The sequence below is a fragment of the Streptomyces sp. NPDC002643 genome, from assembly GCF_053592555.1.
Map to the genome: position 1 here is coordinate 33,480 of NZ_JBSFVY010000011.1, position 12,529 is coordinate 46,008.

The following is a 12,529-nucleotide window of genomic DNA, read 5'->3' on the forward strand; positions in this document are numbered from 1 at the left end:
CGGTGCGGCAGAAGAAGGCTGGAGCGGCGATGACCGGGCCGTACGCGCGCACGGCCGTACCGCGGAAGACCGACGGCGACGCGGTCGGTCCTTCGGCACGTACCCGGCGCATCACCCAACAGGGGGGCGGCGCGCCCTGTACTTGTGAGGTTGCGGCGCGGGAATCTCACGACGCTCAGCCTCGTCCCCTTTGACGCGGTCGAGACGAAGCCTGGCGTGAAGGGCGACGCTCACGGCGACTCCTCCAGTGACGGGACTCTCGCAAGCGCGGCGTCAGAAGGGGTGGGGGTTCCCGGGGCCAACAGTCCTTCCCCGCGCAGGTCGTCCCAGAGGGCTGCGGCGATGGGGCGCCGCAGTTGCTCCACGGTGTCGCGCACCTCCTGCGGGGAGCGCGCCCCGGTCAGGATGCTCGCCACCGCCTGGTGGCCGAGCGGGAAGTGCAGGGCGGCGGCGCGCAGAGGCACGCCGTGGCGCTCGGTGACCTCCTTCAGGCGCAGAGCCCGCGCAAGTACGGGCTTCGGCGCGGGGGCGTAGTCGTATGTCGCCCCGGGCTTCGGATCGATGAGCAGCCCGGAATTGAAAACGCCGCCGATGACGACGCTCTTGCGACGGGCCGTGGCCTCGGGCAGCAGTTCGGCGAGTGCCTCCTGCTCCAGGAGGGTGTAGCGGCCGGCCATCAGAACGACGTCGATGTCGGTCTCGCGCAGGAATCGGGCGGGGAGCGCGCACCGGTTCATGCCGATGCCGATCGCCCGGACGACGCCCTCGTCGCGCATGCGCTCCAGTGCCGGGTAGGCCTCGCTCAGCGCCTGTTGGGCATGGTCGTCGGGATCGTGCAGCAGGGCGATGTCCACACGGTCCAGACCGAGGCGGTTGAGGCTGGCCTCCAGGGAGCGCAGGACCCCGTCGGCTGAAGTCCCACACCCGGCGGTGCGTGGCCGGGACGGCGAAGCCGTTGGCCAGGTCGTCGCCTTCCGCGTCGTCGGGTACCAGCAGCCACCCCACCTTGGTGGACACGGTGTACGCGTCACGGGGCCTCCCGCACAGTGCGGCGCCGAGCCGTTGCTCGGACAGACCGAGACCGTAGTGCGGTGCCGTGTCGAAGGTGCGGATGCCCGCGTTCCAGGCGGCGTCAACAGCGGCGACGGCGTCCTCCTCCCCGATCGGGCGGTAGAGGTTGCCGATGCCGGCGGCGCCGAAGGCCAGTTCGGTGACCTGGACGTCGGTGCCACCGAGCCGTCGGGTTCTCATGAGCCGGCCGCCGGGCGGAGCCGGAGTCCCTGCATACCGTCGTCGACCGGGAGCGCGGTGCCGGTCACGCTGGCGGCGGCGGGACTCGCCAGGTAGACGATGGCGGCGGCGACCTCGGCCGCGGTGACCAGGCGGCCCATGGGCTGTCTGGCGTTGAGAGCGGCGCGTTCGGCCTCGGGGTCGCCAGTGGCGTCCAGCAGCCGGGAGACCCAGGGGGTGTCAGCGGTGCCGGGGTTGACGCAGTTGACGCGGATGCCCTCGTGGACGTGGTCGGCGGCCATGGCCAGGGTAAGTGCCAGTACGGCGCCCTTGCTGGCGGAGTAGATGGCGCGTTGCGGCAGGCCTGCCGTGGCGGCGACCGAGCAGGTGTTGACCACGGCGGCGTGCGACGAACGCCGCAGATACGGCAGGGCGGCCCGGGTGGTGCGCACCATGCCGAGGACGTTGACGTCGAGGACGTGCTGCCATTGCTCGTCGGGGTTGTCCTCGACGGTTCCGGCGGCACCGATGCCAGCGTTGTTGACCAGGATGTCCAGACCGTCGAGCCGTCTGGCTGCTTCCTCCGTCGCGGCCCGTACTGAGGCGTCGTCGGTGACATCGGCCTTGAGTGCGAGCAACGGCCGGGGCACCCCGGAGGGATCGAGATCGAGGACGGCGACCTCGGCGCCCTGCTCGGCCAGCAGCCGCGCCGTGGCCAGCCCGATGCCGGACGCGCCGCCGGTCACCACGGCCGTGAGACCCGAAAGGCCGGTCAAGAGACTTCCCGCCCTTCGGCGAGGTCGGCTGCCCAGAACGCGCCGTCCGGGTAGGTGTATTCGGCGATGGACTCGGCGTGCATGGTGGCGGAGAAGCCGGGTGCCAGCGGGGCCGTGTAGTGGCCGTCGCGGATCACCACCGGTGCGGTGAAGTGCTCATGCAGGTGGTCGACGTACTCGATGACCCGGTTCTCGGTGGTGCCGGACAGCACCAGGTAGTCGAACATCGACAGGTGCTGCACCAGCTCGCACAGGCCCACACCGCCGGCGTGCGGGCACACCGGGACGCCGAACTTGGCGGCGAGCAGCAGGATGGCGAGGTTCTCGTTGACGCCGCCGACGCGGGCCGCGTCGATCTGCAGGACGTCCAGGGCGCCGGCCTGGAGGAGCTGCTTGAAGACGATGCGGTTCTGGACGTGTTCGCCGGTGGCGACCTTCACGGGCGCGACGCCCTTGCGGACGGAGGCGTGGCCGAGGATGTCGTCGGGGCTGGTGGGCTCCTCGATCCAGTACGGCTCGAACTCCGCGAGGGCCCGGACCCACTCGATCGCCTCGCCGACGTTCCAGCGCTGGTTGGCGTCGATGGCTATGCGTATGCCGTCACCGACGGCGGCGCGGGCGGTGCGCAGCCGTCGGATGTCGTCCTCCAGGTCGCCGCCGACCTTCAGCTTGATCTGCGTGAAGCCGTCGGCGACCGCCTCCTTGGCCAGCCGGGTCAGCTTCTCGTCGGAGTAGCCGAGCCAGCCCGGTGAAGTGGTGTACCCGGGATAGCCGCGCTCCAGCAGTACCGCCTCGCGCTCCGCCCGACCGGTTCGCCCCTCATGCAGCAGGGTGAGTGCCTCCTCGGGGGTGAGGGCGTCGGCGATGTAGCGAAAGTCGACCTGGGAGACCAGCCACTCGGGCTCGGCGTCGGCGAGCAGGCGCCACAGCGGCTGCCCGGCCCGCTTGGCGGCCAGGTCCCACACCGCGTTCACCACGGCCCCGATCGCCATGTGCATCACGCCCTTCTCGGGACCGAGCCAGCGCAGCTGGCTGTCGCCGATCAGATCGCGGTTGAGCGAGCCCGGATCGGCGCACAGCTCCTGAACGGAGCGGCCCAGGAGATGGGGACGAAGGGCTCCGATCGCCGCGACCTGGACGTCGTTGCCGCGTCCTATCGTGAAGGTGAAACCGTGTCCCGCCTCGGCTGTCCGGGTCCGCTTTCGCGGTCCACCGCTTCACCTTCGCCCTGGCCCATCCGGCACGGTCCTGCATGCCTTGGTAACCGCCTCACCGGAGCCAGTTCTCGTCTTTCGGGCGCCTCTGCAACCGCCATCACGCGCCGTCCTGCCCTGGCCGAGACCGCGTCCGATGTGGAGCCGCGCATCGTCCTGCGACCGTGGCATTGGACGGGGGACGGGCAGTCGCACTGGGGCGGACTTGGCGGTAGCCGGTCTCGGCCTCGCAGGGAATGACAAACCCACGCGCCCCTGCAGCGGTCGGCGCTGGCGCTGGGTCAGCCAGCCGTGCGCGACGCGGACGGATACCTCATCCTGGCTGATCCGAGAAGTCCGTGCTGCTCGGACGTGGACGCTGCGTTGGAGGCCTGACCAGACCGGTCTCATAGGCGAACACGACCGCCTGGACCCGGGCGCGGGCGCCGATCTTGGTCAGGATGCTGCTGATGTGACTCTTGACCGTGGTCGGGGCTATCGACAGGCGCTCGGCGATCTCTGTGCTGCTCCAGCCGGAGGCCAGAGCGGCGAGCACTTCGCATTCGCGCTCTGTGAGATGGGACAGCCTGTGTCTGCGTTCCGGAAGGTCGGCTGGGCCCTGGTCGCGGACTATGTCCACGAGTGTGCGTGTGAGGCGAGGTGACAGGACGGCACCTCCCAGCGCGACGATGCGAAGGGCTGCTGTCAGCTGGTCGGGGAGGGCATCCTTGAGGAGGAGCCCGTCGGCGCCGGCGCGCAGGGCGGCGCAGGCGGACTCGTCGGCGTCGAAGGGGGTCAGCACCAGGACCCGCGGGGGGCGCCTGCCTGTTCGATCGGTGTGAGGCGCCTCAGAATGGCGGTCGGGCCGGGTGATGCACTGTATGGCCTGAATGTGAATCTCGTCCGGTCGGCCCATGTCCATGAGGACGACGTCGGGCCGGAGCGTGTCGGCGAGTCGGACTGCCTGGTCGCATCCGGTCGCCTCACCCACGATGGTGAGGTCGGGTTGGGCTTCCAGGAACATCCGCAGGCCAAGACGCTGAAGGGCCTGGTCGTTGACGATGAGTACGGTGCTCATGCGGGTGTTCTCCCGGCGGACCGGGCCCTGGAGGGCGTGCGGCCGCCCATGTTCGAGGCGGGGACGGTGTGTGTGGGGGGCGTGGACCTGGCCACGGATCCCGGGACGTTCCGGATCGCGGCCAGGCCCTTCACCCGCACCGGGCGCCTGTCCCCACGGACGGCCGGTGCGGACCGGACGCGCGCTCCGCCGGAGCGCGCGCGACCGGAGTCGTAGACGCGGGAGGCGGACCGGAGCGCTCTGCCCGGCGGCCCCGCGGCTTCCGGCTGTGGTCTCCTCAGCTTCTGATGGCGCTCAGGACGGCGGTGGCCATGCCCCGTTCGCCGCGTTCGTTGGGGTGGACCATGGCGGCGGGGCTGCTGGGGTTGAGGGGCTCGATCCACCGGGTGGCCGCCGCGGAGCAGGCGTCGTGGCCGGCGGACGGGGTGAAGGTGTCGACATATGTTGCTCCTGCGGCTCGTGCGCGTTCGCCGAGCATGGTGTTGAGCTCCTGCTGCTTCTGGCGCAGGAAGGTGACGTCGCCGGGGGCGATGGGCAGGCCCCGGCCGCAGTGTGTGCCCTTGGCGGGCAGGATCGCCGGGTAGCCGACGACGTAGACCCGGGCCTCGGGCGCGCGGCGTTCGATCTCGTTAAGTGCCCGGGTGAGGCGGTCGCCCGTGGCGCGGATCTTCCGGGCCACTTCGTCCGTGCCGCCGGAGGTGTACTTCTCCTTGCAGGGTGCCTTGTCGGTGATGTCCGTGATGCGGTCGGCCAGTTTGAAGAGAGTTCCCGTGCCGACACACTTGGTGATCATCGAGCTGAAGCCGATGTCGTTGCCGCCGATGCCGAGGGTGACCAGCCTCGTGTCGGTGGTCAGCGCGGAGAACTGCGCGGGGTTGGTGCCGTTGTCGGTGGACTGAGGGGCGGTCAGGTCGGAGATGGTGGCGCCGCTGCAGCTGACGTCACGGAAGTCGGCGGTCTTGAGACCGAGTTCCTTGGCCACGAGGGCCGGGTAGTTGCGACCGGAGCGGTCGCAGCCGACCGGAGTGCCGCTCTGCGGGGGTATCTTGGGCCCCGAGGTGTAGGAATCGCCGAGTGCGACGTACGGCCCCTTCGGCGCCGCCCTCTTGGTGCTCTTGGTGCTCTTCTCGCTGTTGTCGGAGTTCTGTCCGATGCTGACTGCGGTGACCAGTACCCCGCATGCGAGGGCCACGCCTATGCCGGTTCGCGCCAACGGTCCCATTACTTGTCCTGTTCTTCGTCGCGGATGCTGGGCTGCGGGGACGTTTCGGTGAGCACGGAGCGGCGATGGTGTGGCCCTCGGGGACAGGCCACCGGGGAGGGGCGGGCTACGCCGGACGGACGAGTCCTGTGTCGTAGGCGAAGATCACGGCCTGGACCCGGTCGCGGGCATCGATCTTGGTGAGGATGCGGCTGATGTGGGATTTGACCGTGGATTCGGCGAGGTGCAGACGCTCGGCGATCTCCTGGTTCGTCCAGCCGGTGGCCATGGCGGTGAGGACCTCGCACTCGCGCTGGGTCAGGTCGTCGAGCCGACGCTGCTGCTGCGGAGAGTGCCCGGGGAGGCGGTCGCTGAAGGCGTCGATCAGTTTGCGGGTGAGGCCAGGGGCGATCACCGCGTCGCCGGTGGCGACCGCGCGAACCCCGGAGACGAGTTCCTCGGGCTGGGCGTCCTTGAGCAGGAAGCCGCTGGCTCCGGCTCGCAGGGCCTCGTAGGCGTACTCGTCGAGGTCGAAGGTGGTCAGCACCAGGATGCGCGAACGGCCGCCGGACTGCACGATGCGGCGGGTGGCCTCGATGCCGTCCATGCCGGGCATGCGGACGTCCATCAGGACGACGTCGGGCCGGAGTTCGGCGGTCATGCGGACTGCTTCGCCGCCGTTGGTGGCCTCACCGACGACGTTCATGTCGGACTGTGCCTCCAGGAGCATGCTGAAGCCCATGCGTTGCAGGGCCTGGTCGTCGACGATGAGTACGGTGGTCATGAGGCGTGCTTCTCCGGGGAGTTGGGCTGCGGATCGGGGACGAGGAGTGCGCGGACGGTCCAGCCGCCGTCGGCGTTGGGGCCCGCGGTGACGGTGCCCTGGTAGAGCGCGGCGCGTTCCCGCATGCCGACCAGCCCACGGCCGCCGCCCGCGTGGGGACGGCCCGTGGAGGGGGAGCGGCGCGGTCCGGTGTCTTCGACGCTGACGTGGACGGCGTCCGGGCCGGCGGCGAGGGTCACGCGCACCGAGGTGTCGGGAGCGGCGTACTTGACGGTGTTGGTCAGGGCCTCCTGGATGATGCGGTAGACGGAGAGCTGGAGGCCCGGCGGCAGGTCGGTGAGGCTGCCGTGGGCGTCCAGGGTGACGGTGGGACCGGCGGCGCGGACGCGGTCCAGCAGCGAGTCGAGGTCGGTCAGGCCGGGCTGCGGGGCGAGCGGCATGTCGCCCGGCCGGTCATCCTGCTCGCCGATGACGGACAGCAGGCGGCGCAGTTCGGCCAGTGCGTCACGGCCGCTGGCGCTGATGATGCGGAGAGTCTGGGCCCCGCGTTCCGGCTTCTTTTCGGTGAGGGCGGCGGCGCCGTCGGCGAGGCCGACGATCACGGCGAGGGTGTGACCGAGGATGTCGTGCATCTCCCGGGAGACTCGGGCACGTTCCTGCGCCATGGCGAGACGGGCCTGCTGGTCGCGCTCCTTCCGCAGGGCGTCGATGTAGGCACTGGCCAGCCGACTGAGCAGACCCAGCGCGGCGAACGCCGCCAGGGCGGTCATCGCCATCAGGGTCACCACCTCGGGGCGTGTGGCGTGCTCCAACTGGCCGCCCCTCCAGAAGACGGCGGCCCACGCTCCGAGCTGCACGGTGGTGATGCCGACGGCGAGAGCGAGTTGCCGAGGGGTGCTGTAGCGGCCGACGTTGAACAGGGCCACGACCCGCGCGGACTCGGCTCCGGTCAGGACGCCCAGCGGGAGGGCCACCACGGAGGCGGCGGTGGTCAGGGCGAAGACCAGCATGGGCCGGCGTTCCCGCCAAAGGAGCGGGACGGTGAACGCGGCGATCAGCGCCAGCTGCGCCGGGACGTCGCCGGTGTTGTAGGGGTTGAGGTAGGAGTTGATGCCGAGTGCGGCGCACAAGGCGGGTACCCCCCAGTGCCGGACCTTGGGATGCGCCCGGTCCGCCCGTCGCAAGGCGGCCAGCCGGAAGATTATGGACGCGATCACGCGCTGCTCGGAATCGCTGGTCAGGGTCTCCAGGAACCGGCTGTCGTCCGGGCGAGGGGCGGGCGACGGAGCGCTCGGTGCGGTCACGGGGGTCCTTCGCGGGTCGGGAAGCCGCCTGCCGGTCCCGGGGGGATCGGACCGGCAGGCGGGGTCGGGGGAATCGGCCGGGTGGGAGGCGGCCGTTCCGGCCGGTGGTCGGCAGCGGCTGCTGCGACTCGTCTTCGTCAGCTCTTGCGGAACAGTTTGTTCCGAAGCTCCCTCATTCTCGCTGCCTTCTGCTGGGCCGTGCCGGCGGGCGGGGCGGCGTCGTCCCGGCTCGGGCGGCGCGACCTGAGCCCTGCCAGTCCTCGCTTCTTACCGCGCTCCTCCGTGTCGCCGGAGCCGTTGAGGCTGGTGAGGCCGCTGTCGGAGACGGTCGGGATACCGGTGTCCGTGTCGGTGTGTGCGTCGGTGTCCCCGTCGTGTGCGTGGCGCTGCCTGCGCCCGGAGAACCCGACCCTGCCGCGGTGGTGCTGGGGAAGCGGTGCGGTGAACGCAGCCGTGTTCGACGTGTCGGAACCGGACCCACTGGTGAGGACCGACGGGGCACCATGGTTGTCCGATCCCTGGTTGGCTCCCGCATGGACACCGGCGAGCATGGGCTCGGGTGCGGTGCTCGCTTTTTCGGCGGTCAGTGCGTGGCGCAGCTTCTCGCCCTCGACGTCCACGTTGGGCATGACCCGGTCCAGCCACTTCGGCAGGGCCCAGGCACGGCGCCCGAGCAGGGCCATGACCGCCGGGACGATTGTCATGCGGACCACGAAGGCGTCGAAGAACACGGCGGAGCCGAGGCCGAGGCCGATGGACTTGATGAGCGCCACGTCGTCGAGGAGGAAGCCGGAGAACACGGAGATCATGATGATCGCCGCGGCGGTGACCACGCGGGAGCTGTGCCTGAAGCCCTGGACGATGGCCTCAGTGGGTTCGGCGCCGTGGACGTACTCCTCCCGCATCCGGGTGACGAGGAAGACCTCGTAGTCCATGGCGAGTCCGAAGACGACGCCGATCAGGAGGATGGGCAGGACGCTGACGATGGGTGCGGTCTCCTGGATACCGAAGAGGTCCTTCAGCCAGCCCCACTGGAAGACGGCCACCACCACGCCGAGGGTGGCACCGACGCTGAGCAGGAAGCCGAGCGCGGCCTTGAGCGGGACCAGGATCGAGCGGAAGACCAGCAGCAGGAGGACGAGCGCCAGGCCGACCACGATCGCCAGGTAGGGGATGAGGGCCTGGGCGAGCTTGGTGGAGACGTCGATGTTGACGGCGGTGGTGCCGGTGACCATGAGGTCGGCGCCCGTGTCCCGGTGCAGCGTGCCGCTCTGGTCACGGATGTCCTTGACCAGGTCCTTGGTGGCCTGACTGCTGGGCGCGCTCTTCGGGATGGCGCCGATCAGGGCCACGTCGCCGGACTCGTTGAACGCGGCGTCGCGCACCGTGGCGACGTCGGGCAGCTTCTTGATCCGCGCGACGGCGTCCGAGGCGGCGGCCTTCGGGTCCTTGCTGTCGCGAGCGTCGACGACCACGGTCAGGGGACCGTTGAAACCGGGGCCGAAGCCCTTGCTGAGGGTGTCGTAGGCGACGCGCTGGGTGCTGTCGGGGGACTTCATGGAGTCGTCGGGCAGGGCCAGGCGCAAGGACATGGCCGGGATGGTCAGCAGGCCCAGACCGATCACCGAGACCGCGAGAACCTTGACCGGGTTGCGGGTGACGAAGCGGGCCCAGCGCACACCCATCGGTTCGCCCTCGCCGCGCTCCTCCAGAGCCCGCATGCGGCGGCTGAGGAGCTTGGCCTTCATGATCCGCTTTCCGGTGAAGCCCAGCATCGCGGGCAGCAGGGTCAGCGCGATGAGGACCGCGACCGCTACGGCGAACGCCGAGGCCAGCCCCATCGAGGTGAGCATCTTGATGCCGATGACGCTCAGGCCCGCCAGCGCGATGATCACGGTCAGGCCGGCGAAGACGACGGCCGATCCGGCGGTGCCCAGGGCACGTCCCGCGGCCTCTTCCGGATCATGGCCGTCCCGGATCTCGTTGCGGTAGCGGGAGACGATGAACAGGGCGTAGTCGATGGCGACCGCCAAGCCCAGCATCAGAGCCAGTGTCGAGGCGGCCGAGGCCATGTCGACGAACTGGGTGGCGATGGTGATGCACATGACCGCCACGCCCACGCCGAGGATCGCGGTCAGCAGCGGAAGCCCCGCCGCGACCAGCGAGCCGAAGGTGATCACGAGGACGACCGCGGCGACCGCGAGACCGATCAGCTCGGCAGCCTTGCTGGCCGCCTTGTCCTCGACCGCGTCACCGCCCATGCTGACCGTGAGCCCGGCCTTCTCGCCCTCCGCGGCGACCTTGTTCAGAGCGTCGTGCGCAGCGCTGCTGACGTCGGACTTGGCGACCTTGTAGGACACCTGGGTGTAGGCGATGCTGCCCGACTTGCTCACCAGGCCACTGGTGAACGGGTCGGAGACGCTTGCCACCTGCGGCGACGTCTTCAGCTCGGCCACGAGCGAGGTGACTTCCGCCTTGTTGGCGGCGGAGGTGAGCTTCTGGCCGGAGGGAGCCTCGAAGACGACCCGGGCGGTGGCGCCGGAGGCGGAAGCCTGCGGGAATTCCTTCTGCAGCAGGTCGATGGCTTTCTGGGACTGCGTGCCGGGAAGCGTGAAGCTGTCCGAGGTGGAGCCGGTGGAACTCATCGCGCCGATGCCTACGGCGGCCAGGACGGCGATCCACAACATCAGGAAGAGGCGTCGTCGCCGGAAGGCGAGCCGTCCCAGTCGATAGAGGAAGGTGGCCACGGGGTACTCCCACCAGGAGAAGAGGTCAGTACGTGAGCAGGGCCTGATCGACCCCTGATCTCAAGCTAGGTGCGGTTTCCCGCGCTCCCTGCCCCCTGTGGAACCGAATCGACGGGCCGCGACTAGTACCGCAGTACTAATGCCTCTCCTCCTCACAGCGCGGTGGCCGGCGATGCGCTGGTCAGCCAGGGACGGTGACCACCACCCTGCCCCGCCCGCCCGCGTCGACCCGGTCGTGGGCCTTGGCGATGGCCTCCAGCGGGTAACGCTCTCCGACATCGACGGTCACAGCGCCGACCGCGGCGGCCGCGGTCAGGTCGCGGGCGGCCTGCCGTTTGGCATCGACGGGGAAGTCGTCGCTGCCGAGCAGGCGCACCGTCACGTTGTTGAACAGCAGTGGCCAGAAGGGGAGTTCGGTGCGATCGGAGCGGGTGCCGTAGGCGGCGATCACGGCGTCGGGCGCGGCCACGGCGTTGTCGAGGTCGGCGTTGGCGGAGAGCGACACTTCGACGATCCTGTGCACGCCTTCGGGCGCGTACGAGCGAATCGCTTTCGCCGGGGCATCGGTGTCCAGGGCGACCGCGTGGGAGACGACGGTCGCGTCAACGCCGTTCAGGTCGGCGCTGCGGCGGACGGTGCCGATGACGGTGGCGCCGCCCCAGCGGGCCAGCTCCGCGGCCAGGGAACCGACGCCACCGAGCGCCCCGTGCACGAGCACGGTCCGCCCGTCGACCGGACCGTCCGCGAAAACGGCGCGGTGGGCCGTGATGCCGGGGATGCCCAGGCACGCGCCGAGTTCGTCGCCGAGGTGGTCGGGAAGCCGTACGGCCTGCTGGTCGGGTACGACGGTGTACTGGGCGGCGGTGCCGAAAGCCCGGTAGGACTGGGCACCGTAGACCCACACCCGCTCTCCCACGCGCCGGGCGCCGACTCCGTCGCCCACTTCGTCGATGACGCCGGCCGCGTCGCTGTGCGGGATCACGCGGGGGTAGGACATCGAGGAGCCGAGCCAGCCGCGCCGCTTCTTGGTGTCGCCGGGGTTGACACCCGACACGGCCACACGGACCCGCACCTCACCGGGGCCGGGGTGGGGATCGGGCAGGTCGCCGACATGCAGGACATCGGCCGCGGGGCCCTGCCGGTCGTACCAGGACGCGAGCATGGGGGTTCCTCCGGTGTCTTTCAGGGGTTCTCGGGCAGTTCCTCGCCGAGGACCTCGCGCAGCCAGGCGCGTTCGGCGCGGCTGGTGGCGCGGGCGGTGAGGAGCAGGCCCCGCCGGTAGGGGTCGGCTACTTGCTCCGCGCGCAGGGGCCGCTCACCGTCGTAGAAGAAGCTCGCCGGCTCCTCCAGGAAGGCGAGGCGTCGGCGAAGCACCGCGTGCTGTTCGGCTATGTCGGGGAGGAGGGAGAGGAACGACAGGACCGTGGTGAACCGGGTCTGGTCGGTGATCTCGTGATCGGCCGGCTTGCGTAGGCGTTCCAGCATCTCGGCACGGCCTGCCTCGGTCAGGCTGAGCACGTAGCGGGCGGCACCCGCGCGCGGGTCGGCCCGCCGCTCCAGCAGGCCCGCCCCGGCGAGGCGGTTGATGGCCGGGTAGAGACTGCCATCGCTGACCGGACGGGTGTAGCCGGTCAGGTGGGAGACCCGGCGGCGCAGCTCGTGACCCGGCAAGGGGCCCTCGGCCAGGAAGCCCAGTATCGCGAGTTCCAGCATGGGGCAATTGTCCCACAGGAGCATCGAATCGATATGAGCATCGAATCGATGTCGATGCCTTCGGCGGCTCGCCCGGTCGGAGGTCCGCAGCCCGATGCCACGGGCCGTCACGCCAGGGAACGCACGGTGTCAAGACTCCTGTCGACGAGAGCCGCAGAGCCGATCGCCTGAGGACAGAGCACGCCCACGGGGACAGGCTGCGACACGTAGGTCCCGAGTGGTCGAAACAGCCTGAGCTTCGCAGGTCGCCGCCCCGGGCGCTGCGCTGAACCGACAGGGCGCTGCGTGAGGAAAACCGTCGTGAAGGTGCCTCTGCTGGATCAGCGGGGCATCCGGCACGTATGCCTGACGGTGCGCGGGTGGTCGCCTTATCGCGGCCAGGGATGCCGAGGGAACGCGGCACTCGGCCGTTCCGGTCCCCATGTCTGCTCGGAACCCGGCGAACGCTCCCGCATCGCCGCGCGGTTCGGGAGCTGTCACCGCGCGAGCTATCAACCGACGCT

The 12,529-nt window shown here is 70.2% G+C and carries 7 protein-coding genes and 3 pseudogenes; all 10 read right to left on the reverse strand.

Features of this window, described 5'->3' with window-relative positions:
- Window positions 1-230: 230 nt before the first annotated feature.
- Window positions 231-1,251, reverse strand: a pseudogene (locus ACWD4G_RS18205) (aldo/keto reductase).
- The gene (locus tag ACWD4G_RS18210) at window positions 1,248-2,006 is read right to left on the reverse strand and encodes an SDR family NAD(P)-dependent oxidoreductase (protein WP_451294477.1); all 759 of its coding nucleotides are present in this window, start codon (window positions 2,004-2,006) and stop codon (window positions 1,248-1,250) included. Before ACWD4G_RS18210 ends, ACWD4G_RS18205 begins: the two are co-directional and overlap by 4 nt.
- Window positions 2,003-3,184, reverse strand: a pseudogene (locus ACWD4G_RS18215) (enolase C-terminal domain-like protein); the annotation flags it as partial. The gene ACWD4G_RS18210 and the pseudogene ACWD4G_RS18215, both read right to left, overlap by 4 nt.
- Before the next feature lie 349 nt (window positions 3,185-3,533).
- A complete protein-coding gene (locus tag ACWD4G_RS18220) occupies window positions 3,534-4,277 on the reverse strand; it encodes a LuxR C-terminal-related transcriptional regulator (protein WP_451294479.1) in 744 nt (247 codons plus the stop codon).
- 277 nt (window positions 4,278-4,554) lie between these two features.
- Entirely contained in the window at window positions 4,555-5,499 is a 945-nt protein-coding gene (locus ACWD4G_RS18225) for an SGNH/GDSL hydrolase family protein (RefSeq protein WP_451294481.1), read from the reverse strand.
- 106 nt (window positions 5,500-5,605) lie between these two features.
- Window positions 5,606-6,262: a response regulator gene (locus ACWD4G_RS18230; RefSeq protein ID WP_451294483.1), complete on the reverse strand. Its 657-nt coding sequence runs from the start codon at window positions 6,260-6,262 to the stop codon at window positions 5,606-5,608.
- Window positions 6,259-7,566, reverse strand: coding sequence for a sensor histidine kinase (locus ACWD4G_RS18235; RefSeq protein ID WP_451294485.1), 1,308 nt, complete (start codon window positions 7,564-7,566; stop codon window positions 6,259-6,261). Before ACWD4G_RS18235 ends, ACWD4G_RS18230 begins: the two co-directional genes overlap by 4 nt.
- Window positions 7,567-8,117: 551 nt before the next feature.
- Window positions 8,118-10,313 (reverse strand): annotated as a pseudogene (locus tag ACWD4G_RS18240) (MMPL family transporter); the annotation flags it as partial.
- A gap of 181 nt (window positions 10,314-10,494) precedes the next feature.
- Entirely contained in the window at window positions 10,495-11,475 is a 981-nt protein-coding gene (locus tag ACWD4G_RS18245; protein WP_451294487.1) for an NADPH:quinone reductase, read from the reverse strand.
- A gap of 20 nt (window positions 11,476-11,495) precedes the next feature.
- Window positions 11,496-12,026 (reverse strand): PadR family transcriptional regulator, encoded by a 531-nt coding sequence (locus ACWD4G_RS18250; RefSeq protein ID WP_451294489.1) that lies wholly within the window; start codon window positions 12,024-12,026, stop codon window positions 11,496-11,498.
- Window positions 12,027-12,529 lie beyond the last annotated feature (503 nt).

What these genes read in the sequence shown, in the direction of transcription:
- ACWD4G_RS18230 (WP_451294483.1), bottom strand. Translation starts at nt 6,262, where the DNA reads ATGACCACCGTACTCATCGTCGACGACCAGGCCCTGCAACGCATGGGC.
- ACWD4G_RS18250 (WP_451294489.1), bottom strand. Translation starts at nt 12,026, where the DNA reads ATGCTGGAACTCGCGATACTGGGCTTCCTGGCCGAGGGCCCCTTGCCG.
- ACWD4G_RS18245 (WP_451294487.1), bottom strand. Translation starts at nt 11,475, where the DNA reads ATGCTCGCGTCCTGGTACGACCGGCAGGGCCCCGCGGCCGATGTCCTG.
- ACWD4G_RS18225 (WP_451294481.1), bottom strand. Translation starts at nt 5,499, where the DNA reads ATGGGACCGTTGGCGCGAACCGGCATAGGCGTGGCCCTCGCATGCGGG.
- ACWD4G_RS18220 (WP_451294479.1), bottom strand. Translation starts at nt 4,277, where the DNA reads ATGAGCACCGTACTCATCGTCAACGACCAGGCCCTTCAGCGTCTTGGC.